This is a genomic window from Blautia coccoides (assembly GCF_034355335.1).
Classification (GTDB): Bacteria; Bacillota; Clostridia; order Lachnospirales; family Lachnospiraceae; genus Blautia; species Blautia producta.
In genome coordinates this window covers 2,575,846-2,597,127 of the sequence record NZ_CP136422.1, presented here as the reverse complement: position 1 = coordinate 2,597,127, position 21,282 = coordinate 2,575,846, and the positions used below count along the sequence as shown (strand labels likewise).

The window sequence follows — 21,282 nt, the reverse complement described above, 5'->3', positions numbered from 1 at the left end:
AATTATTCTTCTCCGTCCTCCGGCTCCTCCTTTTTGGGCTTCACTACCTGTTCTACCCTCTCGATAAACCCTTTTTTCATCTTATTATTTCGTTTTAAGGCTTTGCTCCATCCCCCGATCTTGTTGTAAACCCAGAAGGAATGAACCAGAACCGCATTAACCTTGCCTATTTTATCCTTGGTGGTCTTATTGTAAATCTCACCGCCGCACTCAAACTTTGTGCCTTTGATGATCTCTGTGATTAGATCAGACTCACTGGCAACTGTGTCCGGCACCTCTGTATATGCCTTACCCACACAATCTGCTCTGTGTGCATCACTTCCGCCTGTACCTGTGAGATTATACTTTTCCGCCAGTTTTGCGGCTCTTTCATTGACCTCCATGGATTCACAGGCGTTAAAAGTCTCAATAAAATCAAATTCCTTTAAAATATCAGGATTTCTCTTATAAGCCTTCGCATTCATAAAGCTCATATATTTTTCCCCGCAGGGATGAGCCGGCCCCAGTATTCCCCCATAGTTGTGCACTATGGGTATCAGCATCTGGATTGGAATGCCCCGCAGCTCCAGAAGCCTGAGCTTAATGCTCTCCGGCATGATAACAATAATATGACCCGCATCCAGGGTGTCATATTCAATACCCTTGAGCACAACAAAATCTGTGTATTTCTGGCCTTTGATATTCTTTTTCCAATAACGGAATCCCCCGTAAGAATCATGATCCGTCACAAGCATTCCGCCAAATCCCTGGTTTCTCAGCATACGGATATACTCTTCGATGCTTACTTTGCCGTCTATAGAACCTTCTTTTGTATGGCAGTGCATGTCAATTTTCATGACAAAACATCTCCTTCCCAACACACTGCAGATCCTGAAATAAATCTACAGCTCTAAAATTCGTCTCGCATTCTCCCCCAATATGGCTTTTTTCTCATCCTCTTTCATATTCATTTCCCGTATGCGGGATAAAAATTCCTTTTGACCGTCCCAGGGACTGTCTGTTGCAAATAAAATTTTATCTATTCCATGTTTTCTGGACAGACGGATAAACTGCTCATCCTCCATATGTCCCAGGCTGTAAGCCGTATCAAAATAAAGCCTGCTGCCTGCCAGATACTTTTCCACATCCTCCCAGCAGTTCCAGCCGCCCATATGTGCCATGACCAAAATGCCCCCGTCTATCTGACGAAGCACCCGCTCCACCCGCTTGGGCATGCAGTGCACCACCTCAGGAAGCCCCACATCCACCCCTGCATGGGCAACGACAATAAGTCCCCGCTCTGCCGCTCTGTCCATAATACGCATATAGCGGATGTCATCAATAAATACTCTCTGGTAATCAGGATGCAGTTTGATCCCCTTCAGACCCATGTCCGCGATCTGGTCTACCTCGGCCTTATAGTTCTCCGTGTCAGGATGGATCCCTCCAAAAGAGAGGAATTCCCCGCCGCCGCAAAACTGCTCCGGAGTTATCTCCCTTGCATATCGGTTGACGGATGTAAACTGCTGCGGCTTTGTCACCACCGGCAGTACCACAGAGATATCTACCCCTGATTCCTCCATGGACCTTTGTAGTCCGTCCTTTGTCCCGTCTGTATACGCGGGAGAATCCGATGCCTTGGAAAGCTTTTCTATGGTTGCCCCGGCTATTTTATCCGGGAATATATGTGTATGGAAATCTATGATCATCTCTTCGGCCCCGCTTATTTGTCTTCCTTCTGGATACCAAAACGTTTCAGCAGGTTCTCAAACTGTTCACTCATGACGATGAGATTAAAGCCCTGGGGATTGACCACAACGCCCTTTGCCAGCGGAATTAATATTTTGTCCAGATTTTTAAATTCTACCACCACAGCCTTAAACTTTTTCTCTTTGTTGAATTTTGCAAATTCACCCGGATCTGTAAAAATAGGCTGGAATACATCACCGTTCTTGTTCTTGATATAGGGAACCTGAACGTTTTCCTGGCCTTCCTCCTGTTTCTCCACCGCTACCAGGAATTTGCTTTTTACCAGGTTAGCTGCCATCTCCTCTTCCAGCTCATTGATACTCGTTTTCTCAGACATATCCACGCCTCTTCGGAATTCCTGCATGAAATAAATGCCCGTGAGCTGAAGCTGGGGATTAAACAGCGGTCTCTGGTTCTCCGGAAGCTGAGAAAAATCAGGCTTTTTCACGATCTCCTCCAGATCGAAGGGTGTTGCCTTGTCTTTTTCCACAAACACAACCTCATTGACGCCCAGCGTAAAGAGAGTGGAGTAGAAATTCAGAAAACTCTTATTCTCTACCTTGATAGATGCCACAGGATTTTTCGTCTCCATATATGGCTTTGCCTTCTCCTCCAAATCCTTGCTGTCCTCAAAGACCCACACCTGATCATTATATGTCTCTGGATCACAGATGATAAAAGGATTGTTGGTCCCTCTGGAAAAAAGCACATAAAAAGCTTCCATCTGCTGAATTTTCTTAATCGTGTCCAATCTTACTTTGTCCATTGTCCTATGTTCTCCTGTTGTATATTTTAGTAATATTTTATTTTTTTAATGGCAGAAAACTGCCGGCTTTTTCTTCTTTTAGTATACACCTAAATCCTGTTCTTGTCCTCAAAAATTTGCATTTTGCCCCCCAAAGCATGTAGACGGGAAAACGTTTTATCCAAAGCGTGTATGGGGCGGCCGGTATTAAAACTCCAACACCTGCCCTGTCTCTACCAGAATACAGGTGTCCGGAAATGCCGAGGCCATCATCCCGGCAGCTCTTTTTCCTGTACAGTGCACAGGAAAAAGAAGCGGAATATCCATCCTTCTCAGACTCTCGATCGTCTCTTTGATCCTGCCTGTGCCTGCCTTTCCCAAATGCATACCTGCAAACACACTGTAGACAGGCATATCCGGCAGAACTTCCTTTGCCCGCAGGATGCAGTTGATCACACCTCTGTGGCTGCATCCCATGAACAGACAAAGCCCTTTTTCTGTACACACAGCCAGTATCTGCTCATCCTCCATCTCATCCGCCCGCCAGACCGCATCTGCACATCTTTCATCCCGTATCCAGAATCCGGCCGGCCGTTCCTCAAAATCCGTGCGGTATGGAATATTTCCGATCAGCCAGAACCCGGGTGCTATTTCTTCCGTATCCCCGGTAAAATGAACATTGGCCATCCAGTTTTCATGGTTTCCCGGAATGCCAATGAAATGCCTGTCTTTCCGCGTGCCGCTGTACTTCTTTTCAAAGGCACTTTTTTGTATGTACACAGGCGGCAGCCCGCGGCTTTTATCCAGATATTCCATACCTCCGCAGTGGTCGTAATGGCCATGGCTGAGCAGTATGCCGTCCAAATCTTCCAGATCCACCCCCAGAGCTTCTGCATTTTTCAAAAACACATCACTCTGTCCGGTGTCCATCAAAAATCTCCTGTTACGCTCCTCGATCAGAACAGACAGCCCATGTTCTGCCAGAAGTCCCTGCCTGTAAACTGTATTTTCATTTAATATGGTAATCTTCATTTTCGCTCCCCCTGCGTCCGGACAGTTGACAGTTTCACAGCATGTCCCTCTATTGCAGAGAAGGCATGGGGAAGGTTTGAAAACCGTATTCCGCCTCCCCGTTGTCCCACTTTGCCTTCACACTGTAAATATATCCCGGTTCTGCCTGCAGGACACTGCCCTCTTCCCCGGATGTGACTGTCACAGACTCTCCCTTTTGTTCCGTCCCGGCGTCCTCTGCCTGCCCCTGTGCAGAGGAGTCATAGCGCGTCACGGTTATCTCTTTTGGTTCTTTTGAAAAGACAAGCTTCACATCCGTATGCTCCGGTATCTTTATCTCCTCATACTCGCTCCACTGCAGAATAGAGGGGGCATCTGTGGTCTCACTGACGGTCTCACCATCCTCATTCTCATATTCCCATCGGTATCCGCCGATAGTATTCACAGCGGCAGTAACCTTCGCCTGGGGCTGGCTGTATTCCAGATCCAAAAAAGGCAGGGAAGAGGCTTCTTCCTGGTAACTGAACTGCTCTAAAAGCTCACCGTATTGTTCCAGAAGCTTCCGGTTCTGTTTCTCTGTCCTCACGATCCTGGTAATGCCCGGATACTGTCCCGGATAAGACATGGTCATAATGCCATTGCCGTAAATCTTCACAACATCACCGTTCTCCAGCTCCCACTGGGCCAGATTTTCTCCCTGTTCATCCAGAATACTTCCCTCCGGAAGCGGTCCTGTAAACGGAGTGCCGTTCTGTGTATTGACAAACAGATAATTTCCTATGGTCTCTCCGCTGCCATCCCGTAAAAACAAAGCTTCGAGTGCTGTACTTTCAGCCTCCCTGTCCTTTTTCTCTTTTCCAAACCAGAAAACCGAAACAGCCGCAGCAGCGGCCAGCACACCTGTCACTGCGATCACAATAATTGTCTTTTTTTTCATAGTGTATTCCTTTCCTGTTTATATTCCATATTATACCCTAAGTTTTCATTTATTCCAATGACAGATATAACCATAAAAAATAGAAAAAAACAGCGGAGGGAGAAATCCCCCTTCCGCTGCACTTATATATCAACTATTTACAAACTTCTTCGTAAAGATTCCTTCCCTGTGCATCAATGACCACTATGACAGGAAACTTTTCCACTTCCAGCCTGCGGACAGCCTCTGTCCCCAAATCATCATAGGCGATGACCTCTGCCTTCTTAATGCACTTTGAGAGCAGTGCCCCTGCCCCGCCCACAGCGGCAAAGAACACAGCACCATTTCTGACAATGGCATCTGTGACCTCTTTCTTTCTCTTTCCCTTTCCGATCATGCCGGTAAGTCCTAAGTCTAGAAGCCTTGGCGCGTATTTATCCATACGGCTGGCTGTGGTAGGCCCTGCAGAGCCTATGGGACGGCCTTCCCTGGCCGGAGTGGGACCCATATAATAGATCACATTTCCCTCCATCTCAATGGGAAGCTTCTCTCCCCTGTCAAGCGCCTGGTCCATACGGAGATGGGCAGCATCCCTGGCGGTATAAATGGTTCCCGTAATATACACATAATCGCCTGCATGAAGTGACTTTACTTCCTCCCTGTCAAGCGGCGCGTTCAAATATCTATCCATAACAAAACCTCCTTCATATCCTCACACCGGAATCAGATTGTCCTAACTATATGCCGGTTCACATGACAGCAGATATTCACCGCCACAGGCAGGCCGGCAATATGTGTGGCATATGTGTTGATATTCACAGCAAGTGCCGTAATATCTCCGCCCAGGCCTGCAGGTCCCAGGCCGATCTCATTGATCTTCGCCAGCAGTTCTTCTTCCAGTTCTCTGATATGTTCCAGTTCTGAATGGGTTCCTATTTCCCTTGTCAGGGCTTTTTTCGCCAGAACAGCAGCTTTCTCAAAGGTACCTCCAATGCCCACGCCCACAACCACCGGAGGGCACGCATTTGGTCCGGCCTCCCTGACAGCACTGACGATGGCATCTTTTACACCCTCCACGCCGTCTGAGGGTTTCAGCATGTAGATTTTGCTCATATTCTCACTGCCGAACCCTTTGGGCGCCACAGTGATCTCCACCTGATCCCCCGGTACCAGCTCATAGTGGATAACAGCAGGTGTGTTGTCCTTTGTGTTTACACGAAGAAGAGGATCTCCCACGACAGATTTGCGCAGGTAGCCTTCCTCATATCCTCTGCGGACGCCTTCGTTCACAGCCTCTTCCACGCTGCCGCCCTCAAAATGCACATCCTGTCCGATTTTTAAGAATACCACCGCCATGCCTGTATCCTGGCAGATGGGGATCATATCCTTTCCTGCAATGTCCAGATTCTCCAGAAGCTGTCCCAGGATCTGTTTTGCCAGTGGCTTTGTCTCTCTCTCACAGGCAGACTTCATCGCCCTGTCCATATCCGGGGCAAGATAGTGGTTGGCCTGAATACACATCTCTTTGATGTTATCTGTTAAAAGTTCCACGTTTACACTGCGAACCATGCCTTTTTCCTCCAAAATTTATTTCTTCCCTGTTCAGCTTAACTGCTGCTTCACATCAATTCGGTTAAAGTCTGACAGATCCTCAGATCTGTGTTTTCCGATCAGTCCCACCAGCATATAATACCCGGTCCTGGGATCAATGGGATAGTCTTTTACCAGGGTGAAATCCTCGATTTTTCCTGTGCTGGACACATGCATACGCGGTCCCAGACATTCCAGGACCATCTCCCCGATCTGCACATGATTTTCATCGTAGTAGGACACAGACAGATCCTGCTTCACCGCGTCCTTCACTTTTTTCTCCAGCTCGTACACATCCACATCCGGCTTATTCTCAAACTCCAGCACGAATCCGTGGCGCACATCCGAGCGCGGACCGTCCTGGGCATAGCCGTCACCCATATAATACACGCATAGATCCTCCAAGGTGTGGGCCATCTTTCTGTATTTTACGGATTTATGTACAATATTGGCGATGTTTTCCGGCAGAGGGCCGAACATATTCGGTCTAGTGATAATGATCTCCTCACCGATTCCCACAAGCAGATCCGCGTTTCTGTGCAGCATGGGATAAATCAAATCAAAATGTTCCACAATGACCTGCTTCCCGTGATTGGCAGCATCCAAAATGGTGTCTGCCAGCACATGCATCTGGGTAAATGCTGATTCAAAGCGGATATCCAGATGATAGGTGTGCGGGGAAAAGGGGTCTGTCAGATCTTCATGAAGAAGGGGCAGGGGGCGGATGTTCACGCCCTCATCATCATTGGTCAGATCAATGCCGGGAAACATTCCTTTGATGAGCAGGCTCTTTCCTGCCCCGGCATCTCCTATGATTCCAATAATATGGTCAAAAGGGCTTAAATACATCTGGCTGAGCTGCATTCCCAGATCCGCCATACGCCGGTTTCCTCTGGGAGCAAAATAAAAGCTGTACAGGTTTCCTTCCTGCATCTGTTTTGAATATGCCATAGACTCTTCCTTCCCAATATGCTGAAACAGCCGGACCGTCCTGCCGGCAAAAGCCCGCAGAACAGTCTGGCACGTTTCAAAAATTTGTTTTATTTATTCTTTTTTGCGTTTCTCAGTGCAATGATCCTCTGCATTTCATTGTATACGATCATGTAGCCTTCATCAACTCCCATGCCCGGTTTTGCCAGGATCTGGTCCGGTTTGGTAGCCATTGCGCAGTTTACACATACCTGAGCGGAACGGTCTGTCTCGTTGCAGGTACCGCCCTGATAAGCGCCGAAGCCTTTTTCCTTGCAGTAAAGAACAGCTTCCACAATGTTGTTGATACCGCCCAGGTCAGGAGTCTTGATCTGAGCCATATGGCCTGATTTGTTGTCAGCAAAGTATTTGACATCTTCCAAGGTGTTGCACCACTCGTCAGCAACCAGCTCCACATCAATGCCTCTTCTGTCCACTTCTTCTCTCAGACCTTTTAAGCAGAGCATCTGTTTTTCTCTCTCCTCTGCGTCCATAGGTCCTTCAATCCTCAGGTGGAAGGGTTTTGCAGCCTCTTCCAGCTCTGCCAGATAATCTGCCATAGCTGTGTAGTTGTCCACGCCGAAGATGGCACCGATGGTACCGTATACGTCAATGTGGAATACAGGCATGTAGTTCTCATCGCTGCGCAGCTTCAACACACGGTCGCTGAGCCATTTCACATACTCTTTTAAGAGTTCTCCGTGCTCGCCCAGCTTTGTCTTCACATTATTGATGAGAGCATGGGGCATAACTGCCGCGCCTTTTAAGATCATCTTGTCAGAGTTGTCATATCTGTTGTCACCGGACTGGGTGAAGATTGGGATCGGCTCCTCGGAAACCGTTGTGCCATATTCGTCTGCCACTACCTCACACATAAGTCTTCCGGAAGCTTTTGCCACTGCGTCCAGAATCGCCTGGCTCACACCATAACGGATGGCTGTATGCAGTCTCTTTCCCTCTACCTGGAGATTTTCCAGCATGGCACACATATCCTTGAAGCTGTCTGCTTCCCTACCTACCAGTTCAGGCTTGATATACTTTTCGATGATGGGGATAAAGTCCTCTGCCAAAAACAGCGGATCCCTTCCGCCTGCGCCGGAATACTGTACAGCCGCGCAGTCTCCCCATGCGATCTGTCCGTCCTCTAAGATCAGCATAACGGAGATGGCTTCTCCTGCCTGTCTTACGGATTTGAATCCTGGTGTCACAGTCTCGCCAAAATATGCGGAACCATCTGCCACAGCACCTTTTTTGATCGCTCTCTGATCATCAAAGAAAAACCCTGTTCTTGCTTTGGAACAAACAACATCTACAATTTTCATGATACACTTCTCCTATTATTGTGATTTTGTGTAACCGCCCAGATATCTGAACGGTTACGATCTTGTAACTATGGGATATGCCTTCTCTTTTATTTAGGTTTGCCAACCAGTCTTCCTTTGCTGATGGCATATACATCGTCGATGACCATCTGGAAGGATGCTTTTCTCTTCTCCATCTTCGCCCTGTGCTCAATCTTGCCCTGGTTGAAGTCTTTTAACTCTCTCGGGAGCGGTACATTGGCTACATTCAGGTAGCGCACAGCGCCTTCAAAGTCACGGGCCGGCAGCATTTTACCTGCATTGTATTTACTGGGGGCAAAGGGAATATCCAGCACACCGGCTTTCACGCCGCGGATAGCGCCAAGAGCCAGATCGCCCATACCAAGTTCAAAACATTTGTCCACGATAGCACATGTTTCCCCTTTGATAATGGCTTTTTCAAGCTCTAAGGCAGAGCTTTTCAGTTCCTGGTCCGCCAAAAGGGAGATGGCCTGTTTTGTACAGCGAAGTCCCTGTGCATTGGCCTCCATAGTCGGAACGCCCATTGCCTCGTGAGGTGTTTTAACGATAACTTTTGTGGCCTTGGCCAGAGCTGCCACAGAGCTTCCCCAGGAGATAACAGCGAAAGCTTTTGACTCATCCTGCGGGAAACCGCCCATCCACTGATGAAGCACTGAGGTAACTGTAACATCTTCATAGCCGTATTTTTCCAGATACTCTTCTGTCAGCTCCTCGAGAACTCTGAGGGCCGCAACGTCCTGTACCAGGTTACCGCACTGGCCGTAACCTACGGTCACATTCTTAACACCCTGCTCCGCTGCCAGCATGGCCTCAATGATAGCCACTGCATTGGACATGGAAGGGGGTACCAGTGTTCCTGTCAGAGGACCATAAGGCTCACGGTTGATGGAAACGCCTGCCTCCTCGTAGATACCTGTGAGACGGTCCACATACATCCAGTCATAGATGGTCCTCTCCAGGGGAACATCCTTTGCGTAAGGAATATTGTAGGAGATACCGCCGCCTTCATAGCTTGTAAATCCGCCTGCGTAGCAGATTTCTGTCAGCAGCCTGGCATCCGGTGTGCCGTGACGTACCTGTACCGGAGTATCCAGATTCTCAATAATGGAACGGCAGCCGAATACACCGTGGTTTACAGCCGGAAAACCGTTCAGCATGGATTTCTGGGTGTGGATAGATTCTTTGATTCCAACCTCAGCTTCCTCATAGCGGTTCTGACGGGTATAGGAGTCAATCGTGGTTGGCAAAAGATCTGCCTCGCCGTTGTCCTGCAGATACTGCAGCAGTTTGATATGCTCGTCAATCAGTGCCACACCGGCCCTGGGCTGGATCAGTGTTTTTCTCTCTTTTTTGGCATTTGCCAGTTTCCGTGAAAAGCTCTTGCTCTCCGGCATCGCTTTATGGTAATCTATGGCCTCCTCAAAGTTTACTTCTTTTCCGGTAGGCCACTGTTCCATAACCTCTTTCCGTATTCCATAGAACTCATCATCAGATAATTTCTTATTCCTTATGTCCATAATAAGCAATCTCCTTCTTCATGATTTCCAGGGCAGCCTGCGGGTACTGTTTTGAGAGCAGTCCCATGGCAGCCAGGATATACTTTCTATCCACCAAGATTTCCGCGTTTTCCGGCCTTAATGAGGCAGGATTGCTTTCATCAAATAGTGCATACTTTGCAATTTCTTCTGTATGTTTTGCGTGGATCAGTGCGCCTCCTGTGACAACCACATATTTTACACGGCGCAGATCCTTTCCGCTCTGTACATAGGTCAGACCGCAGGGGGTATAGACCTGTTCCAGAGAACCGGCATGACGGGCAACCGCAGTCTCCACGGCAGCACATGCCAGTGCATGATCCATTTTTTCCATCTCTTCGCTGTCAGGAATGTAATCTGTGTGGTGTTCCAGATAATCCACAAGCTCGTTTACCTTGTTCCTGGCAAGCCCTGCCATTTTCGCCAGCTTTCTGTCTCCTGCTGCCTCCATGATGCCTCTGACGCTATAGCGCATCCCTATGTCTCCCTCGACAGTCCGCTTGGTGTATGGCTCCTGCAGTCCCTTGATGACTGTCGCGGCGTTGGCCGGGCTTCCGTCTGCCACAGAATACACGTCTGTGGTGGCACCGCCCAGATCCACACCTACCAGTTCCCCGATTCCCGGAATCTCATCATAGCCGTCTGAGAGAAGCTCCATAGCTGTCAGCATTGCCGACGGTGTGGGCATGATAATGCCGGACATCAGATCCATGGCCTGAGTCAGCCCCTTTCCCTGCACAATGCGGTTCAGGAAGATTTCCCGTATCTGCTTCTGGGTGGGTTCGATATTTAACTCGCCCAGTCTCGGCATTACATTTTCACAGATATAGGTGGTCCTTCCCTCCAGGATCTCCTGACAGTCATCCGCGCAGCAGCGGTTTCCCGCGATCACGATGGGACAGTCATAGCTAAGTCCTGCAAGCATCTTTGCGTTATACAGAATACAGTCCGTATTTCCGCCGTCCGTCCCTCCGGTGAGCAGAATGATGTCAGGATGATATTCCTCGATCTCCTTCATATCGCCTTTGGTGAGCTGAAAAGAATAAGTCTTCCATACCTTTGCGCCCGCTCCCAGAGACGCCTCTCTGGAGGCCTGGGCCGTAAGCTCGGGGACCAGTCCGCAGGATATCATTTTCAGTCCGCCTGCCGCGCTGGAGCATGCATAGGTCTCACTGAACTCCAGATAGCCTGTGGTCTTCTCCAGAACCTGTATCGCGTCATGAAGTCCATTGTTGATGTCTGTCTCTACTGTTGTATACGCTGCCGCCGTTCCAAGAATCTCACAATTCTCCACGTCAACAGCCGTCGCTTTGGTGTTGGTACTCCCAAAGTCCACCAAAAGAACTGGTTTCATTTTACACCGCCCCTTTTACTCTGCTGCCTGCTGATCTTCTTCCGGGATTCCCAGGTCCTCATAAAGCGCTGCAATGGTGGTCTCCGGTGCAGTGCCCGGTCCGAATACACGGTCAAATCCCATGGCTTTAAAGCGTCTCTCCACCTCGTCAAAAGGCTGTTTTCCGACTACGATATTGCCGCCCACATAGAGGAGGATGCCTTTTAATCCGGCCTCGTCACATTTATCGCGGAGACCTCTGCAGTCCAGCTCTCCGTGTCCGTAGAGAGAGGAGACCATAATGCCGTCAGCATTTGTCTCGATCGCTGCTGAAATATACTCTTCCTGGGAAACCATAACCCCCAGGTTGATCACCTCAAATCCTGCACCTGTAAATGCATGTTCCAGAATACTGATGCCTACTGCGTGCACATCAGCTCCGATAACACCAATGACTAATTTTTTCTTATCCACTGTAAACCGCTCCCTTCCAGTTATATAGTATTTTTAATGGTATCCAAAAGTGTGCCGTCACGGTACAGGACTTTCGCCACCACCCTGTCGCCGCGTTTCACGGCTTTCGGTACACCCGCAGTCTCTTCTGCGATCTTCTTTAATTCTTTTATATCCTTCACCGGAAGTCCGGCTTTCACTAATTTTTCCCTCAGCTCTTTCTGGGCCGGGTTGACTGCAATGCCCCTCTGCGTCACGATCACATCCACCGTACTGCCCGGTGTGGATTTGCAGAGTACCTCATCCACGATAAGGGGAAGTCTTGCCCTTATCAGGGGAGCCACCACGATAGCCAGCTTAGCGCCCGCCGCTGTATCACAGTGTCCGCCGGAGCCGCCCATAATGTAGCCGTTGGAGTCTGTATGTACATTTACATTGAAGTCTGTATCCACCTGGGTCGCTCCCAGGATCACCACATCCAGACTGTCCACCGCAGCGCTTTTCGCTGCCGGAGAGGCATAGCGCATAGCGGAGATTTCCTGGTGCTTGGGATTCTCACGGATGGATTCAATGGCTTTCAGATCAAAGCACTGTACATCCAGGATGGTTTCAAAATACCCTTTGTTCGCCATATCTACCAGATATCCGGTGATTCCGCCCATGCAGAAGCTTCCCTTGATGTGGTCTTTTTCCATCATCTCCTCCACATACTTCGCAACAGCCAGGGACGCACCGCCGGCTCCTGTCTGGAAGGAAAATCCGTCTTTTAAGTATCCTGAATTCTTTACCACCTGTGCCGCCAGTCCTGCGATTCTCAGTCCTACCGGGTCACGGGTGATCTTAGTTGTTCCCGAAACAATTTTTGTAGGGTCGCCGATCTGCTCCACTTCCACTACATAGTCCATGTATCCCTCTGCAATGGAGGTATCTTTCAGCGGGTAGGGTACCAGATTGTCTGTCAGGACCACCACCTTATCCGCATGCATAGCGTCGGAGAAGGCATATCCCAGGGAACCGCAGGCAGACGGTCCGTACTTGCCGCTTATGTTTCCCATATTGTCCGCACAGGGCGCGGCGATGAACGCAATGTCGATCTTCGAGGAACCATTCTCCATATCTCCTGCTCTTCCGCCGTGGCTTCTGAAGATCACAGGGCGCTCCAGGATGCCTTCGGAGATGGCCTTTCCCACCTTGCCGCCCATGTAATTGCATTCCAGGCCTGTGACAACACCGTTTTTGATGTGTTCGATTATAGGTTCATGGATATCGAATATAGAACTTGCATTCACATTCAGGTCCCTGATCCCCATCTCTGCCGCCTGAGCCAGCACCATGTTCAGCACATAGTCTCCATTTCTCATATGGTGATGGAAGGAAATGGTCATTCCGTCCTTTAAACCTGTCTTTTCAATGGCCTCTTTTAAGGAGCCTAACAATTTACTCATACTGCGCACCTCCATAAATGGCTTTCTCCATCTCCAGCACCTGGGAGGCGCGTTTCACTATGGGGGCATCTATCATTTTGCCGCGGAGAGATATCACGCCTTTACCCTGACGCTTGCCCTCTTCAATGGCATCCATCACATCATGGGCATAAGCGATCTCAGACTCCGTGGGAGAAAATACAGCATTGACAATGTCCACATGGCGGGGTGAAATGACTGCTTTGCCGGCAAAGCCCAGGCTCTTAGCAAACTCTGTATCTTTTTCAAGGCCTTCCATGTCCTCCACATCCGTGAACGGTGTATCATAGGCTTCAATACCGCAGGCCCTGGCAGCACACACCAGCCTGGTTCTGGCGTAGAATATTTCATTTCCCTCTTTTGTCCGCTTACAGTGCAGGTCAGCGGTAAAATCCTCACCGCCCAAAAACAGGCCGATCACTCTGGCGTCTGCGGACGCAATGTCAAAAGCCTTTTCCACACCCATTGCGGTTTCGATCAGCGGAAGGATCTTGACAGTCCCCTCCTCTATGCCGGCCGCCCGTTCCACCTCTGCCATACAGGCAGAAACTTCCCGGATCATATGGCCGCCGCTGACTTTTGTGGGCATGATAACATCCGGTTTCAGGGGAATGACAGCTTTTAAATCTTCTTTCCAGAACGCTGTGTCTGTGGGATTTATCCGCACCACGGTCTCACAGCCCGCATAGGACTGATAGCGAAGAGCGTTTCTCACAAGAATTCTGGCTGCATCCTTCTCATCCGGAGATACAGCGTCCTCCAGATCAAAAATGATCGTATCAGCTCCCAGGGTATCGCCGTTGATCAGCATGTTCGGCGTATTACCCGGCAAAAACAACATGGTTCGTCTCATGACTGTTCAACTCCCCCTCTTTTTAATGCGGTCTCCATACGCGCCCGGATCACACAATCCAACGCGCCTTTGTCTTTGATAAAAATTTTCCCTGTAGACACTTCAAATTCTTTCAGTGTGTCCAGCACAGCGGCCCGAATGGAATCCATATACTGGTTGGCTACTACAGAGTCAATTTCCAGGGTCAGCTCTTTGTCATCCGGCTCGATCTGGATAAACAAGTCACTGGATTCCAGGGTTCCTGCTACTGCATTCTTGAGAATCTTCACAGGTTATCTCCTTTCTGCATTACATATCTTTTTCTTTTATTTTTGGTAGAAATATTGAGAACATTTCCTCCGCACAAAAGTCCGTCGACTCCGGCTTTTGCAGAAACCTCTGCCATGAACAGAACCTTCTGGAAAAGCCGAAATCAATCGGCTTTCTCTCATTCTTCCACCGCGCTCTTGGAGACATCGGCCTGTGCCAGTATCTTTTTCTCATATGCCAGAGCGTTTTTTTCTATAACTGCAGCTTCTTTGGCGGTCTCTTCCACAAAAGCCTCGTCCTTAATGGATTCCAGGTTGATCTTTACATTGAAAAGTGCTCCCAAAACGGCTGTTCTCGCCATCATGGTGGCTACCAGGGCATCTGTCACGGCTGTCTTATTGCCTTTTGTCACCATGACTTCCGCGTAGGGCATTACCTCGTAAGCACGTTTTGCAACAGATAAGGGAACCGCAACGGCTGCCTTCAGGCCGTCCTGCATAGCCTTTGTGCGGGCTGCCTTCTCTTCCTCTGTCTCTTTCGGGAGTGTCAAAGCCTGCATGTACAGGTCAAAGGATTCGCTGTCACGCTTGATGTCATCCAGAAGATGCTCACAGATCTCATGCATGGGAGCAACTGCCTTCTTCATCTCTTCTTCCACTTCCGCATATTTCTTTTTGCCAATGGTGAGTCCTGCCACCATCTCAGTCAGGGCTGCCGCCAGGGCACCAGCAAGGGCGGAAATACTTCCGCCCCCCGGTACTGGTTCATTGGAGGCTGTCTGCATGGCAAACTGTTCAACTGTCATATTTTTCATGATGTGTAACCTCTCCTAATCGAATCAGATATATGTCGTAATATAATTTCTTACAGACGTGTCTCCAGAACCTGTTTGGAATCAAAGCCTTCAAAGCCTAAGTAATACTCAGCGCAGTCAACGATGGCCTGCAGCGGGATCAGTCCCACTACCTCGCTGCCCAGTACATTGACGCCATAACGTCTTGCTTCCATGCGTACGGTCTCAAATACTGTATATACAGCAGTCTTTGTATAGTCTGTCAGGTTCATGGACACCTGAGCGATATTTCTGTCTTCCAGCATAACGCCCATGGCTTTGCAGAAACGGAAGCCGCCTTTTACGTGACGGATCTTGTCTGCGATCTTCTGTGCGATCTCCACATTTGGAGTATCCAGGTTGATGTTGTAGGCGATCAGAGGCATTCTTGCGCCGATTGCTGTCACACCGCCGGTAGGGTGAATGGTGTTCGGACCAAAGTCCGGTTTCCATTTTTCCTGGTCTTTCATTTTCTCAGCCATTCCCTCAAACTGTCCCTGGCGGACTTTAGCCAGATTTTCTCTGTGAGGAGCTGTAGCTGATTTCTCATATAAGAAGAAAGGCTGACCGAATTTCTCAGATGCCTCTTTTGCCACTGCTTTAGCCACTGCATCCGCGTCTTCCACAGTCACGCCGCGGATGGGGATGAACGGAACAACGTCCACACAGCCCATGCGGGGATGCTGACCCTGATGTTTTGTCATATCGATCAGTTCCACTGCTTTGCCAATCGCTGCAACCATTGCGTCCTTTAATGGTTCCGGCTCACCGATCACTGTTACAACGCTTCTGTTGTGGTCTTCATCGGAAGTATAATCTAAAAGCTTAACGCCCTCTCTGTTGCGGAAGCAGTCAACGATCTTTTCTACTTTGTCTTTGTCTCTTCCTTCACTGAAATTAGGTACGCATTCGATAATTCTTTCCATGATATTTTCTCCTTTATGTTGTAATGAATTTTGTGTTGCGGGTTACCATTCTTTATGATAAACAGTATCGCCATTCTTGATGACCGTCTCCACCAGATTGATAGCGGTGTGATACGGCATAAAATGAATGGACGGGAATTTCAGGAAAATAATGTCCGCGGCTTTTCCCGGTTCTATGCTTCCCACTTTATCTGCCCGGTCAACAGCGGCTGCGCCGTTGATGGTCAGAGCTGTGATGACTTCCTCTATGGACATATTCATATAAATACATCCAAGGGCAACCATCAGCGGGATGGAATTTGAAAAACAGCTTCCCGGATTCAGATCGGAAGCCAGAGCAACAGCGCAGCCCTCATCGATCATCTTACGGGCAGGTGCATACTCCTCTTTCAGCCCAAAAGCAGTCAGGGGCAGGATCGTACTGATGACACCGGCATCCCGCATCTGGCGGATTCCTTCATCGGAAGCCTTCAGCAGATGGTCCGCAGAGACAGCTCCTACTCTTGCCGCAAGCTCGGAACCTCCAAGCTGGTAAATCTCGTCTGCGTGGATCTTCAGCTTAAAGCCCATTTCCTTTGCTTTTGTCATATAATACTCAGAGTCTTCCACAGTAAATACATTCTTCTCTGTGAAAATATCTGCAAATTCTGCCAGATTCTCCTCTTTTACCTTTGGCATTACATGGTTTAACTGTTCGTCCAGGAATTCTCTTTCTTTTCCCTTCCATTCCGGAAGTACACTGTGAGGACCCAAAAAAGTAGATACAATGTCCACCGGATGAGTCTCATTCAGTTTCTTCATGGCACGGAGCATTTTCAGCTCTGTGTCGCAGTCCATACCGTAGCCGCTCTTGCCCTCTACGGTTGTCACGCCAAATTCCAGCATGCGGTTCAGGCGCTCTTTGCCGGCTTCCATCAGTTCTTCCTCTGAGGCTTCCCTGGTAGGTACCACGGTGGCGTTGATGCCGCCCCCGCGTTCCATAATAGACATGTAACTGTCACCTTTCAGTCTCCAGGAGAACTCATCTGCCCGGTATCCGCCGAAAATAAAATGTGTATGGGAGTCTACGAATCCCGGCATTACAGTCTTTCCCGATGCATCCGTCACTTCGTATTCTTCCATATTTACCTGTTTATCCAGTTCTTCTGTGGTACCCACAGCTATGATCTTATCATCATGGATGATCACCGCACCGTCATAGATCAGGCCGATATCTGACATTTCTTTTCCATGTTTCGGCGCTTTTCCTTTACAGGTCACAAGCTCAGAGGCATGGCGAATATAACGTTTTTTCATGTCTTGATCTCCTTCTAACGGTTCTCAGTGATGAACGTGGTGTTCTTCCACCACTACATCTTTGCATACTCTCTCGATCATATCTTCATCTGCAAGGTACGGCATGGTGATGTAATCCTGCCCTTCCCTTATCTTGTTGTACTCGGCTACTGTCTCGATGGAGTGCTCGCATCTTCCCCAGCTCCTCCTGGATACCCCGATCATGGTATCCCACGGGATCGCTGCCCGTAAGATCTCATCCACACGCTCGCTTCCGTCCAGCACCATTCCGAATCCTCCGTTGATGGATTTGCTGATGCCTACTCCGCCTCCGTTGTGCAGCGCGATCAGGCTCATTCCCCTGGCTGCGTTCCCGGCATAACACTGTACTGCCATGTCCGCTGTGATATTGGAGCCGTCATAGATGTTGGAGGTCTCTCTGTACGGGGAATCCGTTCCGCCTGTATCATGATGGTCACGGCCCAGCATCACCGGTCCGATCTCTCCATTTCTTACCATTTCATTGAACCTAAGGGCAATGTCCCTTCTTCCAAGGGCATCCTGGTACAGGATACGGCACTGGGTGCCCACCACCAGTTTGTTCTTCTCCGCGTCACGGATCCAGATGTAGTTGTCCCTGTCCTGGCTCCTTCTGTTCGGGTCGATCACTTCCATGGCCGCATGGTCTGTGGCTCTTAAGTCCTCCGGTTTTCCGGACAGGCAGCACCAGCGGAACGGGCCGTATCCGTAGTCGAACAGCTCCGGTCCCAGGATATCCTCCACATAGGACGGGAACACGAATCCCTCACTGGTATCCTCCCCGTTCTTGGCGATATCCTTTGCTCCCGCGTCAAACACGGCGCGCATGAAGGAGTTTCCGTAGTCAAAGAAGTAGGAGCCTCTCTCCACCAATGTCTTGATCAGGTGGTAGTGTTTGATCAGGGTCTGGTCCACCAGCTCGCAGAACTTCTCTTTGTCGTTGGCCAGCATCTCGGTGCGCTCTTCAAAGGTCAGTCCCTGCGGGCAGTAGCCTCCGTCGTACGGCACATGGCAGCTGGTCTGGTCAGACAGCAGCTCGATCTTGATGTTGTTGTCCACCGCGTACTGCAAAAGGTCCACGATATTTCCGTGGTAGGCAATGGATACGGTCTCTTTCTTCTCCATGTATTCCTCTGCCACACGGAACGCCTCTGCCGCGTCCTCGATCACCAGGCTCACCCAGCCCTGGCTGTGGCGGGTCTCGATACGGGAAGCGTCCACCTCCGCTACGATGCCCACGCCTCTTGCGATCTCTATGGCTTTCGGCTGTGCGCCGCTCATCCCGCCAAGGCCGCTGGTCACGAACAGATGGCCGGACAGGTCTCCATCCTGAGGCACGCCCAGGAACTTACGTCCTGCGTTCAGGATGGTGTTGAAGGTTCCGTGCACGATACCCTGCGGTCCGATGTACATCCAGCCTCCGGCTGTCATCTGTCCATAGGAGGAGCAGCCCATAGCTGTGGCCTTTGCCCAGTCCTCCGGGTTATCGAACATGCCCACCATCAGGCCGTTGGTCACGATGACACGCGGGCTGGTCTTGTGGGATTTGAACAGGCCCATGGGATGGCCGCTCATCATCACCAGGGTGTGCTCATCTGTGAGTTCCTCTAAGTATCTCTTGATCAACTGGTACTGCATCCAGTTCTGGCAGACCTGGCCGGTCTCTCCGTATGTAACAAGTTCATATGGGTACAGGGCCACATCATGGTCCAGGTTGTTGTCGATCATGACCTGGAATGCTTTTCCTTCCACACAGTGTCCTTTATATTCATCGATCGGTCTTCCGTAGATCCTGTCCTTCGGCATAAAACGGTATCCGTAGATACGTCCTCTTGTCAGAAGTTCGTCTAAAAATTCCGGTGCGAGCTGTTCGTGCAGCTCTTCCGGCACATATCTGAGGGCGTTGGCCACTGCCAGCTTGATCTCCCTTTTGTTCAGGGTCAGCTCTCTCTTCGGGGCTCTTCTGACACCCTCTTTAAAGGTAGGGTATTCCGGCAGTACGGGATCCAGTTTTATCACCATTGCTTTTCCGATTTCCGCATTGTTCATTTCACATCGTCTCCTTTACTTTTTTTATGATTTTAGCACTGGGACAGTCTAAAAAACGTCTATTTCTGATAAAGTTCTACGATGCTTTGATTTTTTTTTAGATATTTTAACCGAAATCCCTTCTGTATTTTAGTCTGATAAAGGGAAAATGTACTAATATACCAGAAAGTATTTTAGCTATTTTTGCAACAAATGCGATTTCAGGAATTCTGCTGCCGTTAAAATGTATTTTATTCTGTTTTTTTGCTTAATTATCATATGGCCTTCATCCTCAAAACAGAGATATTCCACTTCTCTTCCCAGGGCTTTCAGCCGTTTTGCCGCGTTCTCCGCCTCCGTTACAGGCACTCTCGTGTCATTGGCTCCGTGCACGATCAGCAGGGGACATTCCAGATCTTCAATGACAGCTTCCGGTGAGATATCTTCCAGTAACTGTATGTCATGTTCCAGACTCCCATATTCAGCCTCCCTTGCCGCTCTCCGGTAACCTGCCGTATGCTTCAAAAAGCTCACCAGATTAAACATTCCCACCACTTCCACTGCGCAGGCCCAGAGCTTGGGCATCCTGGCAGCACAGGAAAGAGTCATATATCCCCCGTAGCTTCTCCCGAAAACCGCCATTCTTCCCGGATCCGCAGTTTTTGTCTCTGTGAGGTGTTCCACCAGCGCTTCTATATCTTTCACTGCGTCAAGACGCTTTTCTTTATTGTCCAGATCCAGGTAAGTCTTGCCGTATCCGGAGCTTCCCCTTACATTAGGGGCCGCTACCGCAATCCCCTCACTGACAAGATACTGGATGGTTTCCTCGTAAAAACGTCTGATCTGAGACTCAGGTCCCCCGTGGATATAAACCGCCACCGGCAGATTTTTTGCAGGCATTCCCTTTGGAATATAGAGCCAGTAGGGGATCTCAAGGCCGTCAAAGCTCTGACAGCGGCATAGCACAGGCTCTGTCAGCATATCCTCCGTCACTGCCGTGTCTTCATTTTCTGTCACCTGTTCCAGAGTGCCTTTTTCAGCGTCCAGCAGCCAGATATTCTGTATCCTGCTGCCACTTTCAAAAGAAAAGAGAAGTCTAAAGCCTGCATTTGACCACGTGACAGGTTCCTCATCCCCTATGGTTCCCAGAGGGATCTGAGGGATATGGATCTCTCTTTTCGTTTCCGCTTCCAGAATATGTATCCTGGAATCCCCGTCCTCATTCACCACCACAGCCAGATACCTGTCCTGTCCTGACAGGGCAATATGGGTCACATCCCAGTTCACCTCATAGATTTCCTCTGTGAGGCCTGTTTTCCTGTCCCAGAACATGACCCTTTTAAATTCCCGCTCCCTGTCGCTGATAAAATAAAAACCGCTTCCGTCTTCAAGCCATACAGGGCTGTCCTCCATAGCGCACTGCAGATCCCGGCTCACCTTTTTCTCCTCCCCGGTGAGAAGATTTTTACAATAAATCTGCAGATCTGCAAATGAAGTTCTTCTGCTGTACAGCAGTATCTCCTCGTCCGGACTTATGCACAGCGGAAGGCAGACCGCATCCTTTCCTTCTATTAATATATCTGTTTTACCGTTCTCCAGATTTTTTCTGCATATATCAAAAATACTGCGCAGTCTTTTATTAGAAGCGTAATAGACCCAGCTGCCCCTCACATCTCCCAGATGACTGCGCACATTCCTTGGATGGTACACAACAGGCATGACCTCGCCGCTGTCACCGCCGATACTATATATTTGCTCGTTTTCATCTCCGTCCATATCCATAGCAAAATACACTCGTCTCCGGCAGAACCGCATCCGGCTGATCTTATCGCTATTATGTGTCCTTTTCCTGCTTTTCCCCGTGTGCAGGTCTTTTTCCCAGATCTGAGGCGCTCCATCCCTGGTGTCCAGGTAATAAATGGTGTTCTCCTCTCCCCATACAGGGTAACTGCATTTTGCTGCTGTCAGATAATCTCTTATATTTCCCATATTCC

20 protein-coding genes are annotated in these 21,282 nt (G+C 49.3%); all 20 read right to left on the bottom strand.

Annotated features, from left to right (window positions below; genetic code table 11):
* Window positions 1-2 precede the first annotated feature (2 nt).
* The 20 genes from BLCOC_RS11540 to BLCOC_RS11445 all read right to left on the bottom strand — a co-directional run bounded on the left by BLCOC_RS11540 (window position 3) and on the right by BLCOC_RS11445 (window position 21,277).
* Entirely contained in the window at window positions 3-836 is an 834-nt protein-coding gene (locus BLCOC_RS11540; protein ID WP_018594842.1) for a CehA/McbA family metallohydrolase, read from the bottom strand.
* A 45-nt stretch (window positions 837-881) separates the two neighbouring features.
* Window positions 882-1,688, bottom strand: a complete 807-nt coding sequence (locus BLCOC_RS11535; protein ID WP_115625355.1) for an amidohydrolase family protein — start codon at window positions 1,686-1,688, stop codon at window positions 882-884.
* Window positions 1,689-1,702: 14 nt separating this feature from the next.
* A complete protein-coding gene (locus BLCOC_RS11530) occupies window positions 1,703-2,494 on the bottom strand; it encodes an SseB family protein (protein WP_115625354.1) in 792 nt (263 codons plus the stop codon).
* A gap of 186 nt (window positions 2,495-2,680) precedes the next feature.
* Window positions 2,681-3,505 (bottom strand): MBL fold metallo-hydrolase, encoded by an 825-nt coding sequence (locus BLCOC_RS11525; protein ID WP_115625353.1) that lies wholly within the window; start codon window positions 3,503-3,505, stop codon window positions 2,681-2,683.
* A 49-nt stretch (window positions 3,506-3,554) separates the two neighbouring features.
* On the bottom strand, window positions 3,555-4,421 hold the full coding sequence (locus BLCOC_RS11520; protein ID WP_115625352.1) for a hypothetical protein: 867 nt from the start codon (window positions 4,419-4,421) through the stop codon (window positions 3,555-3,557).
* A 133-nt stretch (window positions 4,422-4,554) separates the two neighbouring features.
* On the bottom strand, window positions 4,555-5,091 hold the full coding sequence (locus BLCOC_RS11515; RefSeq protein ID WP_018594836.1) for a Fe-S-containing hydro-lyase: 537 nt from the start codon (window positions 5,089-5,091) through the stop codon (window positions 4,555-4,557).
* 32 nt (window positions 5,092-5,123) lie between these two features.
* Window positions 5,124-5,969: a fumarate hydratase gene (locus BLCOC_RS11510; RefSeq protein WP_029469485.1), complete on the bottom strand. Its 846-nt coding sequence runs from the start codon at window positions 5,967-5,969 to the stop codon at window positions 5,124-5,126.
* Between the two features lie 33 nt (window positions 5,970-6,002).
* Window positions 6,003-6,941, bottom strand: a complete 939-nt coding sequence (locus BLCOC_RS11505) for an alanine-tRNA synthetase second additional domain-containing protein (protein WP_115625351.1) — start codon at window positions 6,939-6,941, stop codon at window positions 6,003-6,005.
* Window positions 6,942-7,030: 89 nt separating this feature from the next.
* Entirely contained in the window at window positions 7,031-8,281 is a 1,251-nt protein-coding gene (locus BLCOC_RS11500; protein ID WP_018594833.1) for a methylaspartate ammonia-lyase, read from the bottom strand.
* Window positions 8,282-8,370: 89 nt separating this feature from the next.
* Window positions 8,371-9,819, bottom strand: a complete 1,449-nt coding sequence (locus BLCOC_RS11495; protein ID WP_018594832.1) for a methylaspartate mutase subunit E — start codon at window positions 9,817-9,819, stop codon at window positions 8,371-8,373.
* Window positions 9,803-11,191 carry a methylaspartate mutase accessory protein GlmL gene (gene glmL / locus BLCOC_RS11490; protein ID WP_115625350.1) on the bottom strand — a complete coding sequence of 463 codons (1,389 nt, stop codon included), beginning with the start codon at window positions 11,189-11,191 and terminating at the stop codon, window positions 9,803-9,805. Before glmL ends, BLCOC_RS11495 begins: the two co-directional genes overlap by 17 nt.
* A gap of 15 nt (window positions 11,192-11,206) precedes the next feature.
* Window positions 11,207-11,644 carry a methylaspartate mutase subunit S gene (glmS, locus tag BLCOC_RS11485; RefSeq protein WP_018594830.1) on the bottom strand — a complete coding sequence of 146 codons (438 nt, stop codon included), beginning with the start codon at window positions 11,642-11,644 and terminating at the stop codon, window positions 11,207-11,209.
* Window positions 11,645-11,664: 20 nt separating this feature from the next.
* On the bottom strand, window positions 11,665-13,068 hold the full coding sequence (citF, locus tag BLCOC_RS11480; RefSeq protein WP_018594829.1) for a citrate lyase subunit alpha: 1,404 nt from the start codon (window positions 13,066-13,068) through the stop codon (window positions 11,665-11,667).
* The gene (locus BLCOC_RS11475; protein WP_115625349.1) at window positions 13,061-13,939 is read right to left on the bottom strand and encodes an HpcH/HpaI aldolase/citrate lyase family protein; all 879 of its coding nucleotides are present in this window, start codon (window positions 13,937-13,939) and stop codon (window positions 13,061-13,063) included. Before BLCOC_RS11475 ends, citF begins: the two co-directional genes overlap by 8 nt.
* Entirely contained in the window at window positions 13,936-14,208 is a 273-nt protein-coding gene (gene citD, locus BLCOC_RS11470) for a citrate lyase acyl carrier protein (RefSeq protein WP_018594827.1), read from the bottom strand. Before citD ends, BLCOC_RS11475 begins: the two co-directional genes overlap by 4 nt.
* Before the next feature lie 158 nt (window positions 14,209-14,366).
* A complete protein-coding gene (locus BLCOC_RS11465; protein ID WP_115625348.1) occupies window positions 14,367-15,002 on the bottom strand; it encodes a cyclodeaminase/cyclohydrolase family protein in 636 nt (211 codons plus the stop codon).
* A gap of 50 nt (window positions 15,003-15,052) precedes the next feature.
* A complete protein-coding gene (ftcD, locus tag BLCOC_RS11460) occupies window positions 15,053-15,946 on the bottom strand; it encodes a glutamate formimidoyltransferase (RefSeq protein WP_018594824.1) in 894 nt (297 codons plus the stop codon).
* A gap of 42 nt (window positions 15,947-15,988) precedes the next feature.
* Window positions 15,989-17,242 (bottom strand): imidazolonepropionase, encoded by a 1,254-nt coding sequence (gene hutI / locus BLCOC_RS11455; protein ID WP_018594823.1) that lies wholly within the window; start codon window positions 17,240-17,242, stop codon window positions 15,989-15,991.
* 24 nt (window positions 17,243-17,266) lie between these two features.
* Complete coding sequence (locus tag BLCOC_RS11450) at window positions 17,267-19,309, bottom strand: urocanate hydratase (RefSeq protein WP_115625347.1); 2,043 nt, start codon at window positions 19,307-19,309, stop codon at window positions 17,267-17,269.
* Between the two features lie 177 nt (window positions 19,310-19,486).
* Entirely contained in the window at window positions 19,487-21,277 is a 1,791-nt protein-coding gene (locus BLCOC_RS11445; protein WP_018596790.1) for a S9 family peptidase, read from the bottom strand.
* Between the last annotated feature and the right edge of the window lie 5 nt (window positions 21,278-21,282).